The organism is Ruegeria sp. SATB027 (assembly GCF_059613825.1).
On the sequence record NZ_JBXWTH010000019.1, the window covers coordinates 86,881 to 112,591 of the forward strand.

General features: G+C 55.9%; 23 protein-coding genes. 11 read left to right on the forward strand and 12 right to left on the reverse strand.

All coding sequences use genetic code 11. From position 1 onward, the window contains the following. Positions 1-168: 168 nt before the first annotated feature. Positions 169-1,365 carry an acetate/propionate family kinase gene (locus tag AC2FPW_RS04050; RefSeq protein WP_480484341.1) on the forward strand — a complete coding sequence of 399 codons (1,197 nt, stop codon included), beginning with the start codon at positions 169-171 and terminating at the stop codon, positions 1,363-1,365. On the opposite strand, the gene AC2FPW_RS04055 is transcribed toward AC2FPW_RS04050, so the two are convergent. From AC2FPW_RS04055 to AC2FPW_RS04075, 5 genes are all read right to left on the reverse strand, one after another. Further along, a complete protein-coding gene (locus AC2FPW_RS04055) occupies positions 1,362-2,129 on the reverse strand; it encodes a citryl-CoA lyase (RefSeq protein WP_496812635.1) in 768 nt (255 codons plus the stop codon). The genes AC2FPW_RS04050 and AC2FPW_RS04055 overlap by 4 nt on opposite strands. After that, on the reverse strand, positions 2,126-3,310 hold the full coding sequence (locus AC2FPW_RS04060) for a CaiB/BaiF CoA transferase family protein (RefSeq protein WP_496812636.1): 1,185 nt from the start codon (positions 3,308-3,310) through the stop codon (positions 2,126-2,128). The genes AC2FPW_RS04055 and AC2FPW_RS04060 overlap by 4 nt, the downstream gene beginning before the upstream one ends. Continuing rightward, positions 3,303-4,814, reverse strand: coding sequence for a tripartite tricarboxylate transporter permease (locus AC2FPW_RS04065; protein ID WP_496812637.1), 1,512 nt, complete (start codon positions 4,812-4,814; stop codon positions 3,303-3,305). The genes AC2FPW_RS04060 and AC2FPW_RS04065 overlap by 8 nt, the downstream gene beginning before the upstream one ends. Position 4,815: 1 nt before the next feature. Further along, on the reverse strand, positions 4,816-5,298 hold the full coding sequence (locus AC2FPW_RS04070) for a tripartite tricarboxylate transporter TctB family protein (RefSeq protein ID WP_267366075.1): 483 nt from the start codon (positions 5,296-5,298) through the stop codon (positions 4,816-4,818). Between the two features lie 64 nt (positions 5,299-5,362). Next, the gene (locus tag AC2FPW_RS04075; protein ID WP_267366074.1) at positions 5,363-6,343 is read right to left on the reverse strand and encodes a tripartite tricarboxylate transporter substrate binding protein; all 981 of its coding nucleotides are present in this window, start codon (positions 6,341-6,343) and stop codon (positions 5,363-5,365) included. A gap of 109 nt (positions 6,344-6,452) precedes the next feature. Here AC2FPW_RS04075 and AC2FPW_RS04080 point away from each other — a divergent pair, with 109 nt between their 5' ends. The 3 genes from AC2FPW_RS04080 to AC2FPW_RS04090 are packed head-to-tail and all read left to right on the forward strand — an operon-like array spanning position 6,453 to position 9,464. Then, positions 6,453-7,121, forward strand: a complete 669-nt coding sequence (locus AC2FPW_RS04080) for a response regulator transcription factor (protein WP_267366073.1) — start codon at positions 6,453-6,455, stop codon at positions 7,119-7,121. After that, positions 7,111-8,478, forward strand: a complete 1,368-nt coding sequence (locus AC2FPW_RS04085; RefSeq protein ID WP_496754145.1) for a sensor histidine kinase — start codon at positions 7,111-7,113, stop codon at positions 8,476-8,478. Before AC2FPW_RS04080 ends, AC2FPW_RS04085 begins: the two co-directional genes overlap by 11 nt. Continuing rightward, on the forward strand, positions 8,457-9,464 hold the full coding sequence (locus AC2FPW_RS04090; protein WP_496812638.1) for an ABC transporter substrate-binding protein: 1,008 nt from the start codon (positions 8,457-8,459) through the stop codon (positions 9,462-9,464). Before AC2FPW_RS04085 ends, AC2FPW_RS04090 begins: the two co-directional genes overlap by 22 nt. A gap of 8 nt (positions 9,465-9,472) precedes the next feature. On the opposite strand, the gene AC2FPW_RS04095 is transcribed toward AC2FPW_RS04090, so the two are convergent. Beyond that, positions 9,473-10,747, reverse strand: a complete 1,275-nt coding sequence (locus AC2FPW_RS04095) for an HlyD family type I secretion periplasmic adaptor subunit (RefSeq protein WP_480588422.1) — start codon at positions 10,745-10,747, stop codon at positions 9,473-9,475. A 41-nt stretch (positions 10,748-10,788) separates the two neighbouring features. Then, positions 10,789-12,528: a type I secretion system permease/ATPase gene (locus AC2FPW_RS04100; RefSeq protein WP_480484348.1), complete on the reverse strand. Its 1,740-nt coding sequence runs from the start codon at positions 12,526-12,528 to the stop codon at positions 10,789-10,791. Positions 12,529-12,918: 390 nt separating this feature from the next. On the opposite strand from AC2FPW_RS04100, the gene AC2FPW_RS04105 reads away from it, so the two are divergent. The 7 genes from AC2FPW_RS04105 (at position 12,919) to AC2FPW_RS04135 (ending at position 20,295) form a co-directional block, all read left to right on the forward strand. After that, positions 12,919-13,695 carry a FadR/GntR family transcriptional regulator gene (locus AC2FPW_RS04105; protein WP_480484349.1) on the forward strand — a complete coding sequence of 259 codons (777 nt, stop codon included), beginning with the start codon at positions 12,919-12,921 and terminating at the stop codon, positions 13,693-13,695. Further along, positions 13,688-14,839 (forward strand): aminotransferase class I/II-fold pyridoxal phosphate-dependent enzyme, encoded by a 1,152-nt coding sequence (locus tag AC2FPW_RS04110; protein WP_496812639.1) that lies wholly within the window; start codon positions 13,688-13,690, stop codon positions 14,837-14,839. The genes AC2FPW_RS04105 and AC2FPW_RS04110 overlap by 8 nt, the downstream gene beginning before the upstream one ends. 35 nt (positions 14,840-14,874) lie before the next feature. After that, complete coding sequence (locus tag AC2FPW_RS04115) at positions 14,875-16,134, forward strand: ABC transporter substrate-binding protein (RefSeq protein ID WP_480911515.1); 1,260 nt, start codon at positions 14,875-14,877, stop codon at positions 16,132-16,134. After that, positions 16,116-17,066 carry a carbohydrate ABC transporter permease gene (locus AC2FPW_RS04120; protein ID WP_480833157.1) on the forward strand — a complete coding sequence of 317 codons (951 nt, stop codon included), beginning with the start codon at positions 16,116-16,118 and terminating at the stop codon, positions 17,064-17,066. Before AC2FPW_RS04115 ends, AC2FPW_RS04120 begins: the two co-directional genes overlap by 19 nt. Positions 17,067-17,076: 10 nt before the next feature. Further along, a complete protein-coding gene (locus tag AC2FPW_RS04125) occupies positions 17,077-17,919 on the forward strand; it encodes a carbohydrate ABC transporter permease (protein ID WP_480477286.1) in 843 nt (280 codons plus the stop codon). 11 nt (positions 17,920-17,930) lie between these two features. Further along, entirely contained in the window at positions 17,931-18,998 is a 1,068-nt protein-coding gene (locus tag AC2FPW_RS04130; protein WP_480508753.1) for an ABC transporter ATP-binding protein, read from the forward strand. 67 nt (positions 18,999-19,065) lie between these two features. Next, positions 19,066-20,295: an AGE family epimerase/isomerase gene (locus AC2FPW_RS04135; RefSeq protein WP_496812640.1), complete on the forward strand. Its 1,230-nt coding sequence runs from the start codon at positions 19,066-19,068 to the stop codon at positions 20,293-20,295. A 144-nt stretch (positions 20,296-20,439) separates the two neighbouring features. Here the strand turns inward: AC2FPW_RS04135 and AC2FPW_RS04140 are convergent, their stop codons facing one another. The 5 genes from AC2FPW_RS04140 to hpaD all read right to left on the reverse strand — a co-directional run bounded on the left by AC2FPW_RS04140 (position 20,440) and on the right by hpaD (position 25,576). Then, positions 20,440-21,495: an aldolase/citrate lyase family protein gene (locus AC2FPW_RS04140; RefSeq protein ID WP_496812641.1), complete on the reverse strand. Its 1,056-nt coding sequence runs from the start codon at positions 21,493-21,495 to the stop codon at positions 20,440-20,442. Positions 21,496-21,507: 12 nt separating this feature from the next. Beyond that, positions 21,508-22,308 (reverse strand): 2-oxo-hept-4-ene-1,7-dioate hydratase, encoded by an 801-nt coding sequence (gene hpaH, locus AC2FPW_RS04145; protein WP_496812642.1) that lies wholly within the window; start codon positions 22,306-22,308, stop codon positions 21,508-21,510. Further along, on the reverse strand, positions 22,305-23,159 hold the full coding sequence (locus AC2FPW_RS04150; RefSeq protein WP_496812643.1) for a fumarylacetoacetate hydrolase family protein: 855 nt from the start codon (positions 23,157-23,159) through the stop codon (positions 22,305-22,307). The genes hpaH and AC2FPW_RS04150 overlap by 4 nt, the downstream gene beginning before the upstream one ends. Further along, positions 23,159-24,631, reverse strand: coding sequence for an NAD-dependent succinate-semialdehyde dehydrogenase (locus tag AC2FPW_RS04155; protein WP_496812644.1), 1,473 nt, complete (start codon positions 24,629-24,631; stop codon positions 23,159-23,161). The genes AC2FPW_RS04150 and AC2FPW_RS04155 overlap by 1 nt, the downstream gene beginning before the upstream one ends. A gap of 93 nt (positions 24,632-24,724) precedes the next feature. Then, positions 24,725-25,576, reverse strand: a complete 852-nt coding sequence (hpaD, locus tag AC2FPW_RS04160) for a 3,4-dihydroxyphenylacetate 2,3-dioxygenase (RefSeq protein ID WP_496812645.1) — start codon at positions 25,574-25,576, stop codon at positions 24,725-24,727. Positions 25,577-25,711 lie beyond the last annotated feature (135 nt).

The following is a 25,711-nucleotide window of genomic DNA, read 5'->3' on the forward strand; positions in this document are numbered from 1 at the left end:
GGAAAAAAATGGGCTGAACGATCTTTTCTTCCATGGAGATTTGCAAAGACCGGGGTTTGTAGCGGTTGGCTGGCTCGTAGTCTTGGGTAATGTCTTAAACTCAACCTTGTACCAGAGCGGATCAGTAAACCTTAGGAACTTCACCTTTTCGCAAACCAGAGGATATGCATGACACATGTCGTGACACTGAATGCCGGATCGTCTTCGATGAAGTTCGGCCTGTTCGAACTGACAGAAGACGATCCAGTCATGGTGTGCACCGGTGTGGTCGAACGGATCGGCGAGCCGGAGCCAATCGTCAAGGCGCGGTCATCTGGCGGTGGAGTTCTGGCGAATGGCACGGCAGGCGATATTCACGATCACGCTGCTGCACTGGACTGGGTACTGAACCTGTTGTCACGGGCCTTCCCCAGTTGCGAGGTCACCGCGGTTGGGCACCGTATTGTTCACGGCGGACCTGAGATCGATACGCCTTTGCCGTTGACCGCCGCTGCTTTGGAGGAGTTGGACAAGCTCTCTCCGTATGCACCTCTGCACCAGCCGCACAACCTGGCTGGCGTCAAGGCAGCTATGGAACGTTTTCCAAATGCTGCCCAGATTGCCTGTTTCGACACGGCCTTTCATCGCAACCACCCCTGGGAGAACGACGTATTCGCCCTGCCGCGCGAGTATTACGACAAAGGCGTCCGACGCTATGGTTTTCACGGGCTTAGTTATGAATACATCTCAGACCATTTGGCCAAAACCGCGCCGCTTTTGCACGCGGGGCGGGTTGTGGTTGCGCATCTGGGCAACGGTGCGTCGATGTGTGCCATGATCGGGGGGCGATCCGTCGGTTCGACCATGGGGTTTTCGTCGTTGGACGGTCTGCCGATGGGATCCCGTTGCGGTCAGCTTGATCCCGGTGTTTTGTTGTATCTGATGGATCAGGAAGGGTTGAGCGCCTCAGAGATTTCCGACCTTCTGTTTCGCAAATCAGGGTTGCTGGGTCTTTCGGGACTTTCAAGCGACATGCGCACTCTTGAAAAAGCAGATACCCGCGAAAGCCGACAGGCCATCAGCTATTTCACGTTCCGCATCCGCCGCGAACTTGGGGCAATGGCCGCAATATTGGGCGGTATTGATGCCTTGATCTTCACAGGTGGTATCGGAGAAAACTCGCGCCTTGTACGCGACAGGGTATGTTCCGGAATGGGCTGGCTGGGGATTGAACTGGATCCCGATGCCAACGCGGACAATGATCGGATCATCTCGACAGACCTGTCCCGAGTGGTCGCCATGGTTATCCCGACAAATGAAGAGCTGGTTATTGCCCGTGCGGCCGCCGATCTGTTGGCAAATCGATCCCATCGGAAAAGCGCTTAACCCGGCTGGTACGTCCAGCGATATGAGGGTGGGGTCGGCCCTTTGTTGCGACCACCTTGCTGCATCTGCTCCCAGGCATGTGCCAGAATACCCACTGATCGGGACAGGCAGAAAAGGCCGCGCGCCAATGGTGGCGCAAACCCAAGCTCGGCATAAATAACTGCGGTTGCGCCATCGATGTTCATCGGGACGGGTTTACCCTTACGCCGCGCAATTTCTGCCTCGATCTGCTGCGCAATGCGCATGAATTGCCCATCGCAAGCACCGGTTTTCACCGCTTCGGCGACCAAGTCCATCAGGCGCGGCGCGCGGGGGTCTGTGGGCGTGTGAAACCTGTGTCCAAAACCCGGAAGTATCTTTCCGTGGCTTTCGATCCACGCATCGATTGCCTGCGCCAAAGTGCCAGGGTAATGGCCCACAAAGTGGTAGAGTTCCACGGCCTGCTCGCCAGCCCCTCCATGAATGTCGCCCAACATGTTCACAGCGCTCGCCATCGCGTTGTTGAGAGGCAGGCCACAGGTAACCGCCATGCGCGCGGTTGCAATCGACGGTGCCTGAGGACCGTGGTCGACTGCCGCGACCAGCGCGGCTTCGAACAATTGGGCCTGCGCTTTTGATGGGCGGTCGCCGCGTACCATAAACCAGATCATCTCCGCAAAACCAAGGCGTCCGATCAGGTTTTGAATCGGCTCCCCGCGCAGGTCTATCCGGCCAGGTTCCATATCGATGATGGATGTTGCCCACCAATCTGACACATCGCTCATATGATCCCCTCTCTGCTCAGCGCGTCGACTTCCGCGTCGGTCAATCCGATTTCGGACCACACCGCCTTGTTGTCGGCCCCAAGTTTTGGTGGCGCGATTTGCGGCATTCGCCGGGCGCCATTCATTACGACGGGACTGCCTGCAAGTTGCATTTGTTCGCCGTGAACCTGTAAAGAGCCAATCAGACCGCGATCGGAAAGTTGCGGGTCTGCAAGGGCCTCGGGCACGGTCAGAACTTGTCCTGTCGGTACCCCCAATGCGTTTAGTTCACTCGCCCACTCGGACGCAGCCTTCGTCTTTAGGGTGCGTTCCAGTTCTGTACGTAAGGCGTGGCGGTTTGTTTTGCGATCTTCACGCGTTGCGTAATCGGGGTTGTTCAGAAGATCATCCCGCCCCAGGCAGCGGGCAAGCGCCTGCCATTGCTCGTCCCGATTGGCCGCGATGTTGATCGGGTTGTCCCGCGTGGAAAATGTACCTGAGGGCGCTGAGGTTGTGTTCTCATTCCCATGCGCTCCGGGCGTTATGCCACCCACCAGATAATTTGAAACAACCCAACCCATCGTCGAAATCACGGCTTCGGACATCGCAACATCCAGGTAGGTGCCGCGCGGGTTGGCGTTCAATGCCGCCGCGACTGCAAAGGCGGCCGTCATCCCCCCGACCGTGTCCGCCAACGGATAGCCGACGCGATACGGTGCCGTGTCGGGGGCGCCGGTGATTGACATCACGCCGCTGATACCCTGCACAATCTGGTCATAAGCCGGATCGCCGCGCCGGGGGCCATCCTGCCCGAACCCGCTGATGGCGCAATAGATCAGGTTGGGATTAACGTTGCGCAGAACTTCATACCCTAGACCAAGACGATCCATTACTCCGGGCCGGAAGTTTTCCACCAGAACATCAGCTGACTGGACAAGGCGTTTCAGAAGCGCCTTGCCCTTTTCCGATTTCATGTCCAGCGTGACAGACTTTTTCCCGGCGTTCTGCGCCAGAAAACTGATCCCCATCCCCGCCTTGTTTCTGGCGGGATCTGCACCCAGAACGCGAGCAAGGTCGCCACCATCGGGGCGTTCGACCTTGATCACGTCGGCACCCATCAATGCCAGTTGGTAGCAGCAATACGGACCCGCGAGGACATTGGTCAGATCGAGAACCCGTATTCCCGCCAGCGGGTCAGTCACCTTCGGCAACCCCTTCCGCCCGGGCCTGTGCACGGCGCGCGCGGTAGCTGGGTAGGAGCACCAGAAGCGCCGCAATAACCAGCAGACCCAGCGTCATCGGGCGTTCCCAGATAAAGGCGATACCATCGTACAACTGCATGGACCGTGAGAAGTTGTCTTCCATCATACCGCCGAGGATGAAACCGATCAGCAGTGGTGCCAGTGGGTAATCAGCAAATTTCAACGCCGTTGCGCATACCCCAAAACCCACCAGTATCAGCAGTTCGGTTGCATTGTTCTGTCCGATATAGGCCCCCATCAGAGTAAAGAACAAAATAAAGGGGATCAGATAGTTACGCGGCACCGAGAGAACTTTGGCAATATAGGGGATCAGCGGCAGATTCAGGATCAGAAGCACCAGATTGCCAATGAACATGGACATGATGACCGCCCAAAAGATCTGCGGTTCGTCCAGCATAAGGCGTGGGCCCGGCGTCACGTTCAGGGCAATCAATGCGCCAAGCAGGATCGCCGTCGTTCCAGATCCGGGAATGCCAAGCGTCAGAAGCGGCACGAACGAGCCTGTACAGGCGGCGTTGTTTGCTGTTTCAGGCGCGGCCAGCCCTTTGATCGACCCTTTGCCGAATTCGTCCTGCTCGGCCTTTGGGGCGATGTTACGCTCAACCGCATAGCCCAGAAAACTGGCAATCGTTGCGCCTGCACCGGGCAGAACGCCGATGAAAAACCCTTGGATAGACTGGCGACCAATCACCGGAGCAATGGCTTTGGCTTCCTCCCTGCTTATGCGCAGGTCCTTGATTTCACCTTCTTCGCCCTTAAGGTCCTTGGGTTTGAGAACAAGAAACAGCGCCTCGGGTAACGCGAACATGGCCATTGCAAGTGTGATAAAGCCAAAGCCCGACTGCAAATCCATGACGCCCATGGTGAAACGAGGCATATTGAACAGTGCGCCTTCACCGACGGTGGCCATAATCAATCCAAGGATTGTCATTATGATAGCCTTGGCAACCTGACCTGTTCCCGCAAAGGCGGCAATGGCCGACAAGCCGACAACCATCAGCGCGAAATACTCGGCTGAATGGAAAAGCAACGCAACAGACGACAGGGCAGGGGCGAAAATCATCAAAAGCAATGCGCCTAGCGTACCGCCTGCAAAACTCGCGATTGCTGCAATGGTCAGGGCTTTGCCCGCTTTGCCCTGACGTGCCATCGGGTAGCCGTCAAAGCTGGAGGCGACGGTACCCGCGACCCCCGGCGCATTCAGCAGAATAGAAGAGGTCGAACCACCAAAAATGGCGCCATAATACACGCCGGCCAGCAGGATCAACGCAGCGGACGGGTCGCCCATGGAAATAGCTACCGGGATCATGATGGCGATGATCGACATCGGGCCCAGACCCGGCAGCATTCCGATGAATGTGCCAATCAGACAGCCCGCCACGACCATCAGCAGATTTTGCAGTGAGAATGCCGTTTGCAGGCCAATCAGAAGTCCTTCAAGCATGTCAGCCTCCGAAAATGCCGGGCAAAGGGCGCATGTATATGCCAAGGACTTCCTGAACCAGATACCAGACCGTACCGGTGGCGATCAGGGCGACGGGCAGCATGATATGCCATTTTCGTTCACCCAGGATAAAAGACCCAAAGATCAGGAAGGCCGAAGTTGAGATCAGGAACCCGACGGGACGCAGGCACAACGCGTAGACAACCATCAGAACCAGCAGCATGATCGCCTGACCAAGATGGTAATCGCCCAACCGCCGGTAATCGATTTCAGGTTCGCTGGGTTCAGCCTTTTCAAAGCCCAGCAGAATGATCGTGGCCGTGATGATCCCCAGAATTGACAAGACTTTTGGGAAAGTGCTTGGCCATATGGGGTTTCTTTGCATGAAAGGGGGTAGACTACTGTCCATCGTGAACCAAGCGGCGTAGCCATATGTTAAACAAACACCCAGAAGAATGAGCGCGATCCAGCGATCCAGCGCCATGAGACCCCCTCCTTTTTTGTCGTCAGGGTTGGCAGAGCGGGTTACCGCTCTGCCCAGGTTGGATTCAGAGGAAGCCCAGCTTCTTCATCAGATCACCGATCTGTTGTTCCTGCTGCTCAAGAAATGACCGGAAATCATCGCCCGAGTTGTGGATGTTCACCCAACCGTTGCGTGCACGAACCTCTTCCCATTCCGGGGTGTCGTACATCTTGGCAATCGCGGCCTGGTAGGCTGCAAGCTTGTCCTCGGGCAGACCCGGGGCCGCAAAGAAGCCACGCCAGTTCACAAAGGTGGTGTCGATGCCCTGTTCTTTCATGGTCATCGCGTCTGGGGCGGCATCTACGCGATCTGCCGATGTGACGCCGATGATCTTAACTTCACCTGCGTTGGCCAGATCGACGGCTTCAGAGAAACCTGTAGACAGCGCTGCGATCTCACCGGACAGAAGGGCAGCCATGGCTTTGCCACCCGCATCATATGGAATGTACTTCACGCCAAGCGCATCTTTTCCGGCCGCTTCCATCACCATGGCTGCGACCAGGTGGTCCATACCACCAGGAACCGAGCCACCGCCGATGGCCGTGTTGCCGGGGTCGGCGTCGAAAGCTGCCAGCAGATCACTCATAGAATTGATGGGGCTGTCTTTACCGACAACAATGGCTGCGTAATCACCGATCGTACCCGACACCAGCGTCAGGTCGCGGAAGTTGTGAGGGAACACGCCAGTCAACGAACGGATCACGATTGGCGTGGAGTTTACCATCAATGTCCCGTGGTTGCTGTCGGCGTTTTCAATCAGATAGCCGATGGCTTTGCCGCCACCACCACCTGACATGTTTTCATAAGACGCGGTGCCCACAAGACCGGCGTTCGTCAGCGCTTCGCCGGTGCCGCGGGCGGTGCCGTCCCAACCACCACCGGCGCCGCCGGGGATCAGAAAGTGGATGCTGTCCACTACCTGGTCTTCAGCCAGAACGGGTCCTGCAAGACCTACTGCAGCTACAGCTGCGATAAGGGCGCGACGGCCCAGTGCGAATGTTGTCATGATGTCCTCCCATTTGACAACGGGCCGCATGGCGGCTCAGATTGGGAAGAACAAAAAACACACCAACCTGACATCAACCTGTCACGCGCGAGAATAGTATAAAAGCCCGATGAAATTTCTGCTTGTCGAAGACAATCTAGACCTCGCAAACGCGATCAGTTCCCGCATGAGGTTAGACGGGCATGTGGTTGATAACGCGTCTACATTAGGTGATGCAACTGCCTTCGTTGAAACTCAGGAATACGATCTGATCCTGCTGGATATCATGCTGCCGGATGGGGACGGTCGCGATTTCCTCAAGCGGCATCGCGCGAGCCATTTGGACACGCCGGTGATCGTTTTGACGGCCCGCAGTCAGGTTTCGGATCGAATCGGCTCGCTTGATCTTGGTGCTGACGATTATGTCACCAAACCGTTTGATCATGCCGAGCTTGAAGCGCGCTGCCGCGCAGTTCTGCGTCGCAAATCCGGGAATACGAAGACAACGATAGAAGTCGGCGGCATCGTATTCGATCCCCTGGCTGGCCATCTGACCGTGGGTGACGAGACCGTGTCGCTGCGCAATCGTGAACTGCGCCTGTTGGAATTGTTCATCAGCGCACCTGGTCAGGTTTTTTCGAAACAAAAACTAACGGACCGGCTGTTTTCTTATGATGATGATGTCTCTGATAACGCGATCGAAGTTTATGTGGGCCGTTTGCGCAAGCATCTGGAACCCTCGGACCTGAAGATCACCACGCTTCGTGGGCTGGGATACAGACTTGACCATGCCTCCTGATCCCAATGTGTCAGGATCGCTGCGGAACAGGCTGGTTCTGACACTGATCGGCGGCGCGGCCATACTTGCGTTCCTGCTGTTTGTCGCAGTCCGAAACTATGCTGCGCAGGTCGCGCAACAGGGACAAGACAACATTCTTGGTGCATCGGTGGCCTCAATCCTCGATGCGGCCGCTTTGCGGGAAGGGGTGTTGGAGGTCGATATCCCATATGCCGCCTTCGCGATGCTAAGCACCCCTGCGGACGACCGGATCTTCTATTCTATTTTTCAGGACGGCACGTTTCTTTCCGGATATGAGGATTTTCCACCGACCATTGGACCGCGTGACGGAAAGTCGCTTTTCAGTTCCAGTCAGATTCGCGGTGAAACCATTCGTCAGGTCAGCGCCAGCCGGACTTTGGTGGGATTGGATAAACAAACCGAACTGGTGGTCGCGCTGGGGCAGACACAAGACGCGTTGGCCGAAACTCTGGACCAGATTTCGCGCAATGCAGCGATTCTGGGCGTAGGGTTCTTTGCCCTTGCTGCCGCTCTTTCCTTCTGGGCGACGTCCTCGACCATCGGGCAGTTGAATAGATTGACAACCTCTGTCACCCGCCGTGGGCCGCAGGATCTGAGCCCGTTCAAAAAGCCGGTACCCCGCGAAATGGCCCCCTTGGTCGCTTCGCTGAACTCATTGATGGGTCGGCTTGATCAGTCACTCAGCCAGTCAGAAGACTTTATTGCCGAGGCGGCCCACCGTGTTCGCACTCCTCTTGCTACGGTCAGGTCCTATGCTGACGCCACTTTGCAAAGGGTTGAAAAAGAAGAAAACCGCGAGGCGCTGCGTTCGATGGTGCGCGCCATTGATGAAAGCTCTCGTGCAGCCGGACAGCTGTTGGATCATGCGATGATCACGTTCCGGGCTGACCACCTTGAGCGGGAAGACATTGACCTGAACGCTTTGGTCAGTGACCTTGTGCAGCGCCTGACACCAATTGCCGAGATGAAGGACTTGTCGTTGTCGCTTTGTGGCGACCCACAGGTCATGTATTCAGGTGACCCCATCCTCATTCAAAACGCCGTGCGCAACATGATTGACAACGCACTTAAATATGCTCCGGCCGACAGTTCTGTTCGCATCGAAGTCACGTCGGAGCCACGGGCTCAAATCCGGGTAAAAGACCGTGGCCCGGGGTTTCCCTTAAACGAAATTGACACTCTCACGCGTCGGTTTGAACGGGGTAAGAACGCAAGTGGTACCATTGGGTCCGGTTTGGGCCTGACCATCGCGCAGGACGTTGCGACAGCGCATGGTGGAGCGCTTGACTTGTCCAACAGACAGGGAGGCGGCGCATGCGTTACATTATCGCTTTAGTCTTCCTTTGGTTTCCCGCTGTTACACAGGCGCAAGTCTGGGAGGATCGGCAAGTATTCAACGCCGAAGCAGACGAGGCGCATATTCGGGTCATCTCAAGCACGGATACGTTTTTGTTTGAGCCTACGATTTCCATCTTTATCAAGGAAAACCCTGACATTTCTGTCGAGTATTTGGTGACGGGTACTGCTGACATCGATCGGATCGTGCGCGCCGCACCGGAAGATTTCGATATTGTCATTTCCAGCGCCATGGACCTGCAACTGAAACTGGCCAATGACGGTTATGGACGCGTGATAGATGACATATCCCTGCCGTCCTGGGCGCAGTGGCATCGCAGTCTTTTCGCCTTCACGTTCGAGCCCGCGACCATCGTGATCAACCGTGCCGCCTTTTCCGGCGCGCCTGTCCCAGAGACCCGACAGCAATTGATTGAAGCCCTTCGAATGCGACCGGACAGTTTTCGGGGCCGGGTGGGAACTTATGACATCCGTCAGTCTGGTCTAGGGTATCTGTTTGCGACGCAGGATGCCCGTGCGTCAGAAACGTTCTGGCGTCTGATGGAAGTCATGGGCGGGTTGGATGTGCGTCTGTACTGCTGTTCCGGCGACATGATTGATGATCTTGTCAAAGGTGAGATCGCCGTAGCCTATAATGTACTTGGCAGCTATGCGGATGCGCGCGCCGGGCACAAGGATACGCTTGATGTTATCCTGCCGTCGGATTTTCAGACGACCATGATGCGCACGGCGATGGTTCTTGAAGGTACACCCGTACCCGAGTTTGCCGCGTCTTTTGTTCGTCACCTTGTATCAAAGCAATCCACGCAATCAGGTGGTGGCCACACCCTCCCGCCTTTGGCACCTTTTGACACGGACGAAGAACGTGAAACGATCGGGCTGGATCCAGCGCTGATGACGTTTTTGGACAAATTAAAACGCCGCCGTTTTCTGGCTGAATGGGAAAGCGCAGTTATCCAGAGATAGCCCTGCCGTCATTCCCTAAATGCACGATTGAAGTAATCGGCCATCGGCTTGACCAGATAGGACAACGGGGTGCGTTCATCGGTTTTGATCAGTGTCTCAACAGGCATACCCGGCAAAAGCTCCTGACCGTTGAGACGGTCCAGCTCGCCATCATTCATAACCACTTCGGCGCGGTAGAATGTAAAGCCGGACTTTTCATCCGTGAATGTATCGGCTGACACGTTTTTGACCTGCCCGTCCAATTCAGGCGTTTCACGCTGATTGAAGGCCGGAAACCGCAGGGCGACAGGTTGACCCACATGCAGCTGATCCACATGGATCGCGTCAACGCGCGCGGCGACAAGCAATGGCGTATCCTGTGGAACAACATACATCATGGGTTCACCCGGCTGAACGACAGACTGAAGGGCAAAGACCTGACTTCCATATACTGTTCCGCTGACCGGTGCGCGGATGTCCAATCGTGTCAGCCGCTCGGACAGGGACAGTCGGCGTTCCGATAGTTCAGCAACTTGTGCCTGTACGTCCCGCAACGTGGTAATCGCCTCTTCGCGGCGGGTAGCAGTCAGTTCAACAATCTGGATCTCGGTTGAAGCGATCTGCCCTTTGAGGCGGGCGACTGCGGCTTCCAGTCGGCCTATTTCACCTGTCAGGCTGGCTTCTTCCCGTTGCAGGGCCAGTACACGACTGGTTTGCGTCAATCCTCGTTTCAACAGGCTTTGCTGGTCTTCCAGCTCATCCTCGATCAATTCAACCTGACGGCGCAGCGAAACGAGTTGGGCCTGCGTGCCTTCAATCTCACTCTCGATCTGAACCAGCTGCTTGTTCAGCTGTTCTTGCTGTTTGGATAGGGTTTCCACCCGGGCGTCGAACAGGTTTTGCTGACCTTCGATCAGGTCCAGATCAATGCTGTATTCCGTCTGAACCTCGTGCAACCGCGCCGCCAACTCTTGCGACGAAAGCCCGTCGCGTTCGGCCTGAAGCCGGACACGCCGTGTCAGAAGCTCAAAAAGCTGCGCTTCCACAATCGTCTGTTCGGACGATAGGAAAGTATCATCCAGCCGCAACAGCATCTCGCCCGAGGCGACCACATCACCGTCGCGAACAAAGATCTCTCCAACAACGCCGCCATCGGGGTGTTCTACCACCTGACGGTTGCTTTGTACCTCGATCACGCCTGAGGATACGATCGCACCTGCGAGGCGCGTCTTCACTGCCCAAAGACCCAATCCGCCAACCAAAATGGCAAGTGCGGCGAATCCCACCAAGGCAGGAATTTTCATACTCCAGGCCTGCGCCTGCTTCTTGGTCGTCTTTTTTGCCATTATTCACCTACGGGGCTTAGCTTGCGCTTAATCGCGCCAGCATTCTGCACCATTGCACTGAGAACCTCGTCACGGCTGCCGAACCTGACCACTTGTCCTTTTTCGACAACGGCCAGATCGTCACATTCCGAAATGGCCTGCGGGCGGTGTGTCATGATGATGGCGGCTTTGCCTGCCGCCTTGAGCCCCCTCACGGCCGCGTTCAAGGCTTCGGTGCCATCCGCGTCCAGTGCCGAGTTTGGTTCGTCGAGAATAAGCAGAACAGGGTCGCCATAGAGGGCGCGGGCCAGAGCGATGCGCTGTTTCTGCCCGCCTGACAACTGACTGTCATTGCCTTCAAGGAAGGTACCATAACCTTTCTCCAAAGACAGGATCAGGTCGTGCGCATTGGCTTTCTTGGCTGCGGCCACCACTGCTTCGGAATCCGGGTTTTCTGACATCCGGGCGATGTTCTCGGCCACAGTCCCGTTAAACAGGGTAACCTGCTGCGGCAAATATCCGATATGGCTGCCCAGATCGTTAGAGTCATATTGATCCAGAGTGGCACCACCCAGTCGAATTTCACCGGCTGCCGGATTCCAAAGCCCCAGCAACGCCTTGGCCAGTGTCGTCTTTCCCGATCCGCTTTTGCCGATGACACCCAGCGCCTTGCCCGGTTGCAGCTTCAGATTCACGTTCCGCAACGTTGGCGTTGTTGCCCCGGGGGGAATGACAGTCAGCGATTTGGCTTCCAGCTGCGCTTTCGGGATGGGCAAGCGAATCCGCTGCTCTTCGGGCGGGGTCTGATCCAAAAACCGGCTTAGGGAAGTCCAAGCCGTTCGTGCACGTTCGATCATACCCCATTGGCCGACCGCTTGTTCGACCGGAGCGAGGGCCCGACCCAAAAGGATTGAACCCGCGATCATCGCGCCCGGTGTCATTTCGTTTTGCAAAACCAGCCACGCGCCCAAGGCAAGCATTGCAGATTGAAGAAACAGTCGTAACGACTTGGTCAAAGACGTAAAACTGCCTGTCCAGTCGCTGGCCGAAATGGTTTGGCGCAAGGCATTCGAACGCTGGTCCAACCACCGCTTTGTCACGTCCGCCTGCATACCCTGTGAGCGCACAACCTCTGCCGCTTGTCTCGCATGTTCCGCAAAGGCGTTTGCCCGCGCTGCTGCAGTTTGTGCTTCAGCGACTTTTCTGCTGGTCAGAGCCTGATTGAGCAGTGCAATCACGACAAGCAGAACACCGCTTGCCACGGCCAGCCAGCCCAGCAAGGGATGAAACAGGAAAATCGCACCCAGAAAAACAGGCGTCCATGGAATATCCATCACCGCCAGCAGAACGGGGGATGAGCACAGGTTTCGAATGGATTCCAAATCACGCAAGGCCGTTGCCGGGGCAGATCGTATTTGCGGCAAAAGTGAACGCCGCAGCGTTGCTTCGAAGACGCGCTCATCCAACTGTGACTGGAACCGTGCGCCGAACCGGGCCACGATGCGTCCGCGGGCAAAATCCAGCATCGCCATCAGCGCATAAAGCAACGCCACCAACAAAAACAGCGCTGTCAGGGTTTCCACCGCACGCGAGCCCAATACCCGGTCATACACCTGCAACATGAACAATGGGCCCGTCAGCATAAGCAGGTTCACAAAAATGCTGAACAAGAACGCCAAAGCAAGGAACGCGATCCCCTGATTGCGCACATTGCGCAGTTCATGCCGGGGGGCCGCAGATACGCGGTGTTCAGGTTTCAATGTTTTAAATCCATATTATCCGGAGATGCGCCCCCGCATTTAAAAAGTTAGATCAGCCTTGCCAAGTTTGCACATCTTTTTTTGGGCAAGAAACCGCGGGTCCCTAGCGTAAAGAAGCACTATTCAGCCGTAGCTGACAAAAACCTAACGGCAATTACAAGCGCCGCTGGGCGGGCGCTTCAGGGTTACGGCAAATCGGGCGGAATACAGCAAATAGACGGACGCGCGAAGACCGCAGCCTGCCAACTAGCCGCAGGCGATTAAGGCTGCATTGATCCCGCCGCGAAATGACCGAGACCGGATTTTTCGACTTCACCTGTAAGGATGACAAGCGCCTTAATAATGTCGGACATTATTGTTTATTTTGTCCTACATTAAATGTAAAAGTGAATGAAATACGAATCGGAGAAGCCGCGCGTGGTCAAAAGAACGCCCCCAAAGGAAAAAGCTGAGAGTGTCGGCAACACCTTGAAGGTGCTACCGGCTGGCAGCAGCGGCCGGGACGTTCTGGAGGCTCTCTCTGGAATGATCGAACTGGAAGGATTGAAGGTAGGCGATCGCCTGCCGCCAGAGATCGAAATCGCAAATCAGCTTGGGATCGGACGGGCGAAGGTTCGCGAGGCCCTGACAAGTTGGCAGAACATGGGCATCGTTGTACGGAACAAGAAAGCCGGGACGCGATTGGCGGCCGAGGTATCTGCCAATACGATCCATCTCCCACTCACGCTGAAGCTCGAAGCCGAAAGCCTTTTGCGAACACACGCTGTGCGCCGGCCACTGGAAATCGAGGCAGCAAGGTTGGCAGCACTGAATTGCTCAGACGCGCAGCGGCTTTTGATTTCGGCCCGCGTTGCGGAACTCATAGCTGTGCATTCTGCAGGTGAGGATTGGCGGCCGGCCGATTACCGGTTTCACGCGGCACTGCATGAAGCGTGCGGAAATCCACTTTTCGGGCAGTTGATCCGGCAAATTCAAAAAGCTTTTCACGAAGTATATGACACGCCCTTCGGTCAACCACACTTGGGGCAGGCCTCAATTCCAATACATGCGCCGCTGGCCGAAGCAGTTGTCTCCGGCCGTGCAGACGAAGCCGCAAGTATTATCGGCGCGATCATGGACATGGTCGAAGCAGAAGTCCTAGAAATCATGGAAAGCCAGAATGTCTGATTACGAAGACCTTTCGACGCGTCTTGCAGCAACCTTCCCGGATGCGGCTGGTTCGGTCACGCCGCCGATCGTTCAAACGTCACTGTTCACCTTCGACAACTACCAAAGTTTTGAAGACCGGATGGCCGGAAGATCAGAAACGGCCATCTACACGCGCGTGGAAAACCCGACCGTCGCCGCGTTTGAAACGCTTATGGCTGAAGCCGAGCAAGGTCAGGCAGCCGTTGCATTTGCTTCCGGGATGGCGGCCATTTCCTCAACGCTGCTGGCATTTGTCAAACCCGGTGACCGAATTGCCTGCGTCGAACATGTCTATCCGGATTCATTCCGGTTCATGGAGCGCATCCTGCGCCCGTTTGGGGTGCATATCGACTACCATGCGCCGGAGCGTTTCGAGAACGACCCCGATCTGCTTGCCGATGTAACGGTGGCCTATCTGGAGAGCCCCGGATCGATCGTTTTTGAGGCGATGGATCTGCGTCGCGTCGCAGAGCATGCCAGACGCCACAATGTGTTGACGATGATCGATAATTCATGGGCAAGCCCGGTGTTCCAACGCCCCCTCGCATTGGGCATCGACATCGTCATCCACTCGGCCTCGAAATACATTTCGGGGCACTCGGACACGGTTGCGGGCGTGGTGGTTGCCTCCCGGGACCATATCGCCCGCATCCGTGATCTGACACTTCCTTTGCTTGGCGCCAAACTGGCACCTTTTGAAGCCTTCCTGCTGACGCGCGGCCTGCGCACGCTGAACGCACGCATGATGCAGCATCAAGCAACGGCCAACACGTTTGTTGATCGCCTGGCCACTGTTCCGCAGGTCAGGCGGGTCAACTCACCCGGTGCCAACGACGTGCCCGGGTTGACCGGGCGGTCCGGTCTTATGTCGGTTGAGTTTGATGACAGTGTCGACATCGCAAAACTTTCTGATGCCTTGAACCTATTCCGCCTCGGTGTGAGCTGGGGTGGCTTCGAAAGTCTGATCCTGCCTGCGCGCGTCGGGCTTGCTCAGGCTGGCGAACAGAACTCAATGCAGAAATTTGGGGTCTCACCCAATCTTGTGCGCCTGAGTTTGGGGCTCGAGTCGGCGGAAGATCTATGGGCCGATTTTGCTTCGGCTCTCGCCGAAAGCACGGCTTAGAACCGTTCGCTCAATAAAACCAACAGGAGGAAAACATGAAAAAACTACTAACTGGAATGACGGCTGCGGCCGTGCTCATGGGTTCGGCGTCTTATGCCGAGACCACACTGAAACTGGTCGAGGTTATTACAAGCCCCGAGCGTACAGAGGTGCTTCAGGGACTGGTTGATGAGTTTGAAGCCAATAACCCAGACGTCACTGTCGAGATTGTATCGCTACCCTGGGGCAACGCGTTCGAAAAGCTGGCAACAATGGTGGCAGGAGGCGACATCCCGGATGTGGTTGAAATGCCCGACACCTGGCAGGCCCTCTATGCGGGGTCCGATCAGCTGGTCAGTCTCAAGGATCATGTCGCCGGATGGGAACACGGGGCTTCGCTGACTGACAAGACAGTCGCCATGGGCAGCCAGGCGGGTGACCTTTATATGATCCCGTACGGCTTCTACCTTCGGGCGATGTTCTACAACAAGAAACTGCTGGCCGAAGCGGGTATCGACGCTCCCCCGACTACGATGGAGGAGTTCAAGGCAGCCTCGGCCGCGGTGTCCGAGCTTGAGGGCAAGTACGGATACTGTTTGCGCGGTGGTCCCGGTGGAACAAATGGCTGGATCATGTTCGCGGCAGCCATGAACGGCACCAACGAGTTCTTCACAGAAGACGGTGTCAGCCGCATCAACGAGCCCGGCTCGGTCGAAGGTATCCAGTTCATGATCGATATGTATCAGAACGGGTATGCGCCCAAGGATGCCGTCAGTTGGGGCTTTAACGAGATCGTGGCCGGCTTCTATTCCGGCACCTGTGCATTCCTTGATCAGGACCCGGACGCACTGATCGCTATTGCCGAACGGATGCCTGCCGAAGATTTCGCGGTCATTCCGATGCCTGTCGGACCATCGGGCAAAGCTTTCCCAACAATTGGGTTCGCAGGCTGGTCGATCTTCAATGCGACTGAACATGAAGACGAAGCCTTTGATCTGGTTGCGGCCTTGTCGACGCCCGAAGCCAACGCCACGTGGGCAAAACGCGTAGGCGTCATTCCGATCCATAAAGGCGCCGATCAGGATCCTCATTTCCAGACCGAGCAATTCAAAGGCTGGTTTGAGGAACTGAACGGCGAGCAATATGTGCCGACAACAATGCCAACCAACCTGGAACAGTGGGGCTATTTTGGCAGCACGCTTCTGCTGGAAACCAGTCAGGAAGCCCTGTTGGGGCAGCGCAGCGCGCAGGACGTCGCAGATGAGTGGGCCGAGTTCCTCACTGATGAGCACGCCAAGTGGAAGGCAAAACAGTGATTTCACGCACTCAGAAAACTGTCAGGCCCGGGGAAACCCGGGCACGACGCTCGCTCTACCTGCAATACATGGTCGAGCCGTTTTTCTATTTGTCACCCGCAATTCTTCTGATCGGTGCGGTGATCATGGTTCCGCTAATCATCGGAATCTCATATTCGTTCCAATCCATTGAGCTGTTGAAGCCTTTTGCTTCTGGCTGGATCGGGTTTGAAAACTACGTTGATCTGTGGAAAGACCGCAAGTTCTGGATCGCAATGGAGAACACGCTGTTCTGGACCTTTTGGTCGATAACGTTCCAGTTTCTGCTTGGCCTTGGTCTTGCCATGCTTTTGAATACGCAGTTCTATGGAAAGAAACTTTTTCAGGCGCTTGTTTTCCTACCCTGGGCTGTCCCGACCTTCCTTTCTGCGCTGACATGGGCGTGGCTTTTTAACCCTGTCATCGGCCCGCTACCGCATTGGCTGGCCGCCCTTGGTATTCTGTCAGAGCCCTACAATATCCTTGGCGATCCCAAGCTTGCCATATGGGGCCCGATCACTGCAAATATCTGGTTCGGCGTTCCTTTCTTTGCGATCACACTGCTGGCGGCTTTGCAATCGATACCCGGTGAGCTTTATGAGGCGGCAGAAGTTGATGGCGCGACCCCCTGGCAGACTTTCACCAAGATCACGTTGCCGTTCCTTGCTCCGATGATCGCGATCACAGTGATGCTGAGGACGATCTGGATCGCCAATTTCGCCGACCTGATCTATGTGATGACCGGCGGCGGGCCTGCCAATTCGACGCAAATCCTGTCGACCTACATATTCACCACCGCTTTTCGCAAATTGGACTTCGGCTACGCGTCAACCATTGCTGTGGCGCTGCTGCTGATCCTTCTGATTTACGCCGTTATCCTGCTCTGGCTTCGCAAGAAGCTAGTCAAGATTTGAGGAGTTGACCATGTCAGCTGTCAGGAAACCCAACCCTCTGCTGGTTGTGGGTAAATACGCGGCACTTGCGTTCTATCTGATCTTTGCGTTGTTCCCGCTTTATTGGTTGCTCAAGATCGGGTTGACGCCGGACGCGCTGATCTTTTCAGAGGGCACCCGCCTGTTTCCAAGCGAGGTGACCTTTTCAAACTTCAAAACGGTTATCTTTCAGACTGATTTTGTGGCCTATTTCCGGAACTCTCTTGTGGTGTCGCTGGGCGCGGCGTTCTTTACGACCTTGTTCGCAGCTGGGGCGGGTTATGCCTTTTCCCGCTTCGTTTTTGCGGGCAAACGCATCATCATCGCCTTGATGCTAGTCACTCAAATGTTCCCCCTGCTGATGATCATCGCACCCATCTACAAGATCATCGCGGACCTGGGGCTGCTGAATTCGCTGACAAGCCTTATCGTGGTCTACACTGCGTTCAACATCCCCTTTGCAACATTCCTGATGCAGTCATTTTTTGATGGCATACCCAAAGATCTGGAAGATGCGGCGATGATGGATGGCTGTACACGGTTTCAGGCGCTGCGCAAAGTGGTGTTCCCGCTGACATTGCCCGGGTTAGGGGCGACGCTTGGGTTTGTCTTTACTGCCGCGTGGTCCGAGCTGTTGTTTGCGTTGATGCTGATCTCGAAGAACGACGCGATGACATTCCCGGTTGGCTTGTTGACATTTGTTTCCAAATTCTCGGTCGATTGGGGGCAAATGATGGCGGCCGGCGTGCTGGCTCTGATCCCAAGTTGCCTCTTCTTCATCTTCATTCAACGCTATCTCGTGCAGGGCCTCACGTCCGGCGCGGTCAAAGGATAGGAGGCCAGATCATGGCACGTATCGAACTTCGTGACGTTGCAAAACGCTATGGATCCGTCGAGGTCCTGCGCAACATCAATCTTGAAATTCAGGATGGTGAGTTCATCGTTCTGGTCGGCCCGTCAGGCTGCGGCAAATCCACTTTGCTGCGCATGGTTGCTGGTCTTGAACCGATATCAAGCGGCGACTTTCTGATCGATGGCGAGCGTATGAACGATGTGAGGCCAAGGGACCGGGACATCGCGATGGTGTTCCAATCCTACGCTCTCTATCCGCATATGGACGTCGCGCGAAACATGGGTTTCTCGATGGAAATCCGCAAAGCTCCGGTGGCTGAACGCATATCAAAGGTCGCCCAGGCGGCAGAGACGCTGGGATTGACCAAATTGACGGATCGCTTGCCCAAGGCCCTTTCGGGTGGTCAACGTCAGCGGGTTGCCATGGGGCGGGCCATCATCCGAGACCCGCGCGCATTTCTGTTTGACGAGCCATTGTCAAACCTTGACGCCGCTCTGCGTGTCGAGATGCGGCTGGAGATTGCGCGGCTGCATCAAAAGCTCAGCGCGACCATGATCTATGTGACCCATGATCAGGTCGAAGCGTTGACGCTGGCAGATCGGATCGTTGTTCTGAACGCAGGCGACATCCAGCAAGTCGGCAGCCCGCTTGAGCTTTATGAAAGACCGGCCAACAAGTTTGTTGCGCAGTTTATCGGCTCACCCACCATGAATGTTGTGCCTGTATTGGGAACTGAAACTGGCGTGAATGTCGGGAATGGGGTTGAAATTAAAATTCTCGATCAACCCCTTGCCGCTCAGGCCAAAGAACTGGGTGTAAGGCCGGAACACATCGATGTTGTGGAAAACGGTGCCGGTGATCTGTCGGCCGTTGCGGATGTTGTTGAACATCTGGGGTCGGACACGAACATCTACGTCAATGCCGAGGGGATCGGCCCCATGATGGTGCGCAAGCATGGCAATATCCCCGTGAAATCCGGGGATCGCCTCGGTTTGCGCATTCAAGCACAGAATGCACATCTGTTTGCTTCGGATGGTACAGCGTTGCGACGGGCTTGCTGAGATGATGGGCAAGTTGGAAGATCGGGCCAAGTCGCGCACGACAGGACTCCATCCGCGGGATATTTAGATGAACGACAATCAGTTATTGCTTCCGGGGTCACAGTCCGAGACCGGGTTTTGGATTGAAACGCCAAGACACCGCGATTGGTTGATGAACCAGGCCAAGCGGCAACTTACGTTCTTCAGCGCAAGTTGCCGGGATGAACCCGGGTTCTATACACTTGGTCACGATCGTCGCCCGCTGCCCGGCAAGCTGCAGGAGCTGCACACGACAACCCGGTTGATTCATTCTTTTGCATTAGGACATCTGTCTGGTTTTCTAGGTGCTGAACGGATCATTGATCACGGTATGGCATATCTTGAAAGCCATCACCGAGATCGCGACCACGGCGGATATCTGTGGGCGCTGGAAGGGGATCAGATCAAGGATGACCGCAAGCTTGCTTATGGGCACGTCTTTGTCCTTCTTGCCTCGGCAAGTGCGAAAATGACGGGTCACCCGGATGCAGACAAACTAATGACAGATGTCCGAAATGTTCTGGAAAAACACTTCTGGGACGAAGAAGCGGGCCTGTTTCGCGATGAATGGAACAGGGATTGGACGCCGTTTTCCGCATATCGTGGAATGAATGCCAATATGCACGGCGTTGAGGCGATGCTGGCTGCCTTTGAGGCAACAGGGGACGAAACCTACCTGTCCCGCGCCGGTCGCATTCTGGACTTTTTCATTGGCAAAATTGCACCCGGTGAAAACTGGCGTCTTCCCGAACACTATTCGTCTGATTGGCAAATTAATCGGGATTATGCGGGCGATCCGATGTTCAGGCCTTCCGGAACAACGCCGGGGCATTCGTTCGAATTGGGTCGGCTTCAGCTTCAGCATTGGGATTTGTCAGGCCGAACGAGCCCTAATGCTCCGAACACGGCGCGCCACCTGATTGCGCAGGCTTTGAAAGATGCGTGGCTGCCTGATGGCGGGTTGGCCTACACACTTGATTTTGATGGCCGCGTTGCCAACGCTTCGCGGTTCTGGTGGCCCATCACCGAAGCCATCGGGGCGATTGCCGCTCTGATCGTGCTAGACAGAAGGCCAGAAGACGAGGAGTGGTACAGAAAGCTCTGGACCTATGCTAATGAAACATTTGTCGATCATCAGCATGGCGGCTGGTATCCAGCAGTAGATGGGGCAGGGGCTGTTGTGACATCCATCTTTGACGGCAAGCCGGACATCTATCACTCGTTGCAAGCCTGTCTGTTTCCGCTGTCACAACGTCTGTCGAGGATGATGCCGCTTTAGGTTTGGAAAATCCTCAGTTGCGGCTTGTTTTACCCGAGTCAGAATCCGGTGCAGGGTCTTGTCGAATACCCGCAGACTACAAATCGTAGCCTGCGGCGGTGACCGAATATTAGGGGCGCGCTCGGTTGCCCTTGCATTCCAGCGTTATGCATTCCAAACAACCTCGAACTCCTCACGAAATGCAAAGCGTTTCAGGTGGTCCTCTATAACACCCATCCAAAAGTTCAAATCCTCACGAGGGCCGACTGAAGCAACTATTTCCAGCCCTTCGTCCGTCGCTTTCATCGCAACCGCGCGCCGGTTTTCAAACGAAACGTTTCCTTCAGTTGCGTCAAATTCGACTTGTCCTTTGTGGGACCAGTGCTTGCATAACTGCTGAAGATATTTGCTGGCCATTTCTGTTCGCGCATTTCCAGACGCGCACTGGTCTGGCAACATTTCCAACGCAGTTTCGGCCGCCCCGCGCATAGACTTTGCAAAAAGTGTTACGTCGATATTCGTGGCCAGGAACATAACCCCAAGATCCAGACACTTGCGCTGCATCACGGGGTCCAACGTTAGGATGCCCGCTGCCTTGCCCGCTGCCACGATCCTTGTCAACGCGTCCAAAACCGCTTCGACCACGTCGGGGTGGCCAGCATTGCCGATGTGCCCCATATCCGCGGCCAAATCTGACGGACCGATAAATACGCCGTCGACATCTGTCGTCAGAATGTCATCCAGTGCATCCAGGCCAAGGCGGTTTTCCACCTGAACCAACAGGCAAATCTGGTCGCCTGCCGTTGTCAGGTAATCCGGGATCGCCGCGAAACGCGAAGCACGCGCCAGAGCAGACCCAACGCCTCGAACTCCATGTGGTGGATATTGCACCGCGCGCACCAATTCCCGCGCTTGATCGCCGCTTTCAACCATTGGCACCAATATGCTTTGGACGCCAGCATCGAGATATTGCTTGATCATCCAGGTCTCGCCAATTGGCAGGCGCGCTACCGGCTGGCTACCTGTGCCTTCGATGACCCTCACTTGCTCAAGGATAGACCGCAGATCGTTCGGGGCATGTTCCCCGTCAACAAGCAGCCAGTCAAATCTGGATGTGGCGGCGATTTCGGCTGCATATGCATTGGCCATCCCAATCCAACATCCGATCTGGGGTTTTCCGGCTTTCAGTGCGGCCTTGAAGGGATTTGTTGGCGCGGGCATTAAGGTGCTCCTTCAATCAAACTTGATATCGACTGAGCCGAAGGGTCCGAAATCGGCGTGAATTTCTGTGCTTGGCGGGCATTCGACGGGGCGAATGAAGCTGCCCGACAGGATCACTTGTCCGGGTTCAATACTTTGTCCGTATTGCGCCATGCGCCGGGCCAGCCAGACAACACTTTCAACAGGATCATTCAATACGCCGGCCCCAAGGCCGGTTTCCTCAATCTCACCGTTGCGGAAGGTCAAGGCACCAACCCAGCGCAGGTCGAATTCGTCAATCGCGTGGCGCTCTGTACCCAGCACAATCCCTGCATTGGCGGCATTGTCGCTGATCGTGTCAAAGACGGTTCTGGCCTTGCCGGTCTCGGGGTCCAGACGCTGAATACGTGTGTCCAGAATTTCAATCGCCGGTGAGACGTAATCCGTGGCGGATACGATATCGTCGCGGCTGACATTCTCGCCACCGACGGCGGATTTCATGACAAAGGCGATTTCAGCCTCGATCCGGGGCTGGATGAACCGGCCCGCAGGGACCGTACCACCGTTTTCAAACGCCATATCATCAAACAGGATGCCGCTGTCGGGAATATCGATGTTCAGCGCATATTGCATCGCTTTCGATGTCAGACCGATTTTCCACCCGATGACCTTGCGACCCTCAGCCAGCTTCTGGCGATAGATGGCGTTCTGCACCTCATAAGCGTCGTCCATACCCATCTGGGGGTGGCGCAGGCTCAGCAGACCGATCTGGTCGCCGATGCGTTCGGCCTGAAGCAGGTCGGCTGCTGCGCGGGCATGCTCTTCGGGTGTCATGCCTTCTCATCCTCGACTGTGTTGCGCAGGGTGCCGATACCTTCGACAGAAACCTCGACCACGTCACCCGGTGCAAGATATTTTGGCGGGTCAAAGCGCGCGCCCGCACCGGTGGGGGTGCCGGTTACGATAATGTCACCCGGCTTCAGGGTCATGAAGGTCGAGATATACTCGATCTCGCGCCGGATCGGGAACATCATGCGGTCGAGGGTGTCGTCCTGACGCAACTCACCATTGACGCGGGTTTGAATGCGGGCGTCATCCAATTGCGCCGGGTCGGTGAAGGGCACCAGCCAAGGGCCGATCGACCCTGAATTGTCCCAGTTCTTGCCCTGAGTTACGTTGAACTTGGCATGGCGCACCCAATCGCGGATCGTGCCTTCGTTGCACAGCGTCAACGCGGCGATGTGCTCATAGGCTTCGTCCTGCGATATCCGGCGACCCGCCTTGCCGATTACAATGGCCACTTCGCCCTCGTAATCCAGCGTGTGGTTTTCCGGCGGACGGATCAGCGGGCGGTTGTGGCCGGTAAAGCCGCTGGCAAAGCGGGGGAACAGCGACATATATTCCGGCTGCGCGCTGCCATCCTTGTATTCCGCATTTCTGTCCGGGAAGTTCACGCCGACGCACAGAATGCGACGGGCATCCGGCATCACCATTTCATAGGTGAAATCGAAATGAGTCACAGGCTTACCCTCGGCCGCCGCAGCCAACCGGCTAAACTCACCCGCAGCGATGACCTCATACAGGCTTGAAAACTCGGGGAAATCACCGTTCAGGGCAATCGCACCATCATCGGTAATCGCGCCAAAGAAGGTATCCCCTTCGGCGGTGAAAGTAGCAAAGCGCATTAAGCCTCCTCGGCGGTGTCGATGCCGCCCATGCACAGGTATTTGAGTTCCATGAAGTCATCCAGCCCATGGCGCGAGCCTTCACGGCCCAGACCAGACATCTTAACCCCGCCAAACGGAGCTTCCGCAGTCGAGATCAGGCCGGTGTTGATTCCGACCATGCCATATTCCAGCTTCTCGGAAACTCGCCAAACGCGAGCCAGGTCGCGGGAATAGAAATATGAGGCAAGGCCAAACTCGGTGTTATTTGCCGCAGCGACGACTTCGCTTTCGGTGTTGAACTTAAAAAGGGGTGCGACCGGGCCAAACGTCTCTTCGGTCGCGACCGCCATCTCCGAAGTAACACCGGTCAAAATGGTTGGCTCAAAGAATGTGCCACCCAGATCGTGTGAATTGCCGCCCAGAGTGACTTCGGCACCTTTCGAGGTCGCATCAGCGATGTGTTCAGCAACCTTGTCGACAGCCGCCTGATCGATCAGCGGACCAAATATGATACCTTCGTCAAAGCCATTACCAGTGGGCAAAGTCGCTACTTTGTCGCGCAGCTTGGCGGCAAAGGAATCGTAGACACCAGCCTGCACGTAAATGCGGTTGGCGCAAACGCAGGTCTGACCATTATTTCGAAATTTGGCGATCACCGCTCCTTCCACAGCGGCGTCCAGATCAGCATCATCGAATACAATGAAGGGCGCATTGCCACCCAGCTCCAACCCCAGTTTTTTGATCGTTGGCGCGCATTGCGCATATAGAAGCGTTCCGATCTCGGTCGAACCGGTAAAGGTCAGCTTCTGCACTGTCGGGTTCCCGGTCATCTCGCCGCCAATGCCACGGGCTGAGCCGGTGACGACCGAGAACAGCCCCGCAGGCAGGCCCGCTCTTTCGGCCAGAACCGCCAACGCGATAGCTGAGAATGGAGTCTGGCTGGCCGGTTTCAGAACCATGGAGCAGCCCGCCGCCAGAGCAGGGCCAGCCTTGCGCGTGATCATAGCGTTTGGGAAATTCCACGGCGTAATCGCGGCTACAACCCCGATGGGTTGTTTGATCGTCAGGATGCGTTTGTCTGGAGCGTGGCCTGGGGTGACATCACCATAGGCGCGGCGGGCCTCTTCTGCGAACCACTCAATGAAGCTGGCACCATAGGCGATCTCACCTCTGGCTTCGGCCAGTGGCTTGCCCTGCTCAGCTGTCAGGATGGCGCCCAGATCGTCCTGGTTCTCCATCATCAGTTCGTACCAGCGACGCAGAATTTGACTACGCGTTTTGGCGGTGCGTTTAGCCCACTCATGGCGCGCGGTCTCGGCAGCAGCAATAGCTTCGGCGGTTTCGGCGGCGCCCAGATTGGGAACATGACCAATAACTTCGCCGGTGGCAGGGTTGGTGACGGCAAGGCCGTTGGCCGGGTCAGCTTCAATCCAGCGTGTACCTACAAGGGCAGCCTCTCGCAGCAAACCGGGGTCTTTCAAAGGAAACATTTGGGGACCTGCATCAGTTCGAATTAGATAGATCAACGGCTTGCCCCGCCAAAAGGCACCAGGGGCAAGCAATCGGAATGGAAACCGCGATCCTCAGACCGGGAATATGACGTTAGTCTGACCGGTGCCTGAGGACGGGAAATACTCGGTCACAACCTCGCATTTCTTGTCGTAAGCGTCCCAGCCGAGTGCGCCGTATAGCATCGCGGTATCATGCATCGAACCTTCACCGCAGCAGAAGTTGGCATAGTCACCCAGCATCTTGAGGAACGTAGCGTGATCGCCGTTTTTCCACATTTCCAGCACGTGCAGATCCATCTGGCGATTGAATTCTGAGCTGATTGTGAAAGTGCCGTTATTGGCGGCATAGTCCTTGTTGGCCCAGATCTTGTGCGACAGCGAACCCGACGCAACCAGCAGCACCTTTTCGTCGCTGGCCTCGACTGCTTCGCGGATTGCCTCGCCGACGATACGGCTCTCGTCATGAGCGTGCACGGTGCACCACGCACCGATCGACACCACTTTCATTTCGTGTTCACGGCTCATGAACCGCATCGGTACCAGCGTGCCGTATTCCACCTCAAGGCTGTCCAGGTGATGGGCCAAGGTATAGGCACCCTTTTCGGTCGCAATCCGCGCAATCGCATCACCCAATTCGGGGTTGCCCACATATTTATAGGGCAGGTCCTGAATGAACTGCGGGAATTCATTCGATGTGAATAGACCCTCAAAATGGTCGTTGGCGTTTATGTGAAAACCTGCGTTCAACACCCAATGCGTATCACAGATGACAACCGTTGTTGCGCCCAGTTCCTTGGCGCGACGAGCAATCCCCCGGTGACCATCAATAGCCGGTTTACGCTTGCCTTTGATCGGTCCTTCCTGCTCGGACATGAGCAGGGTAGGCACGTGGGTCATTTTGGCGGCAAGTACGATTTCTCCCATGGTCTCCTCCTGGAGTTAGAGTTTCTTCGCGCGTATTTCGAGTGCAGTCGGTTACAGTTTCCCGAGCTGCATGATGTTGTGATTTCCGGTTGCGAAGCCGACGTGTTTTTGTTCCATGTAGAACTCGAAGCTCCA

Bases quoted from the DNA above. Each gene is read 5' to 3' on its own strand.
- AC2FPW_RS04050 (WP_480484341.1), top strand. From the start codon at position 169: ATGACACATGTCGTGACACTGAATGCCGGATCGTCTTCGATGAAGTTC.
- AC2FPW_RS04055 (WP_496812635.1), bottom strand. From the start codon at position 2,129: ATGAGCGATGTGTCAGATTGGTGGGCAACATCCATCATCGATATGGAA.
- AC2FPW_RS04065 (WP_496812637.1), bottom strand. From the start codon at position 4,814: ATGCTTGAAGGACTTCTGATTGGCCTGCAAACGGCATTCTCACTGCAA.
- AC2FPW_RS04070 (WP_267366075.1), bottom strand. From the start codon at position 5,298: ATGGCGCTGGATCGCTGGATCGCGCTCATTCTTCTGGGTGTTTGTTTA.
- AC2FPW_RS04075 (WP_267366074.1), bottom strand. From the start codon at position 6,343: ATGACAACATTCGCACTGGGCCGTCGCGCCCTTATCGCAGCTGTAGCT.
- AC2FPW_RS04080 (WP_267366073.1), top strand. From the start codon at position 6,453: ATGAAATTTCTGCTTGTCGAAGACAATCTAGACCTCGCAAACGCGATC.
- AC2FPW_RS04085 (WP_496754145.1), top strand. From the start codon at position 7,111: ATGCCTCCTGATCCCAATGTGTCAGGATCGCTGCGGAACAGGCTGGTT.
- AC2FPW_RS04090 (WP_496812638.1), top strand. From the start codon at position 8,457: ATGCGTTACATTATCGCTTTAGTCTTCCTTTGGTTTCCCGCTGTTACA.
- AC2FPW_RS04095 (WP_480588422.1), bottom strand. From the start codon at position 10,747: ATGAAAATTCCTGCCTTGGTGGGATTCGCCGCACTTGCCATTTTGGTT.
- AC2FPW_RS04105 (WP_480484349.1), top strand. From the start codon at position 12,919: ATGAAATACGAATCGGAGAAGCCGCGCGTGGTCAAAAGAACGCCCCCA.
- AC2FPW_RS04110 (WP_496812639.1), top strand. From the start codon at position 13,688: ATGTCTGATTACGAAGACCTTTCGACGCGTCTTGCAGCAACCTTCCCG.
- AC2FPW_RS04115 (WP_480911515.1), top strand. From the start codon at position 14,875: ATGAAAAAACTACTAACTGGAATGACGGCTGCGGCCGTGCTCATGGGT.
- AC2FPW_RS04125 (WP_480477286.1), top strand. From the start codon at position 17,077: ATGTCAGCTGTCAGGAAACCCAACCCTCTGCTGGTTGTGGGTAAATAC.
- AC2FPW_RS04130 (WP_480508753.1), top strand. From the start codon at position 17,931: ATGGCACGTATCGAACTTCGTGACGTTGCAAAACGCTATGGATCCGTC.
- AC2FPW_RS04135 (WP_496812640.1), top strand. From the start codon at position 19,066: ATGAACGACAATCAGTTATTGCTTCCGGGGTCACAGTCCGAGACCGGG.
- AC2FPW_RS04140 (WP_496812641.1), bottom strand. From the start codon at position 21,495: ATGCCCGCGCCAACAAATCCCTTCAAGGCCGCACTGAAAGCCGGAAAA.
- hpaH (WP_496812642.1), bottom strand. From the start codon at position 22,308: ATGACACCCGAAGAGCATGCCCGCGCAGCAGCCGACCTGCTTCAGGCC.
- AC2FPW_RS04150 (WP_496812643.1), bottom strand. From the start codon at position 23,159: ATGCGCTTTGCTACTTTCACCGCCGAAGGGGATACCTTCTTTGGCGCG.
- AC2FPW_RS04155 (WP_496812644.1), bottom strand. From the start codon at position 24,631: ATGTTTCCTTTGAAAGACCCCGGTTTGCTGCGAGAGGCTGCCCTTGTA.
- hpaD (WP_496812645.1), bottom strand. From the start codon at position 25,576: ATGGGAGAAATCGTACTTGCCGCCAAAATGACCCACGTGCCTACCCTG.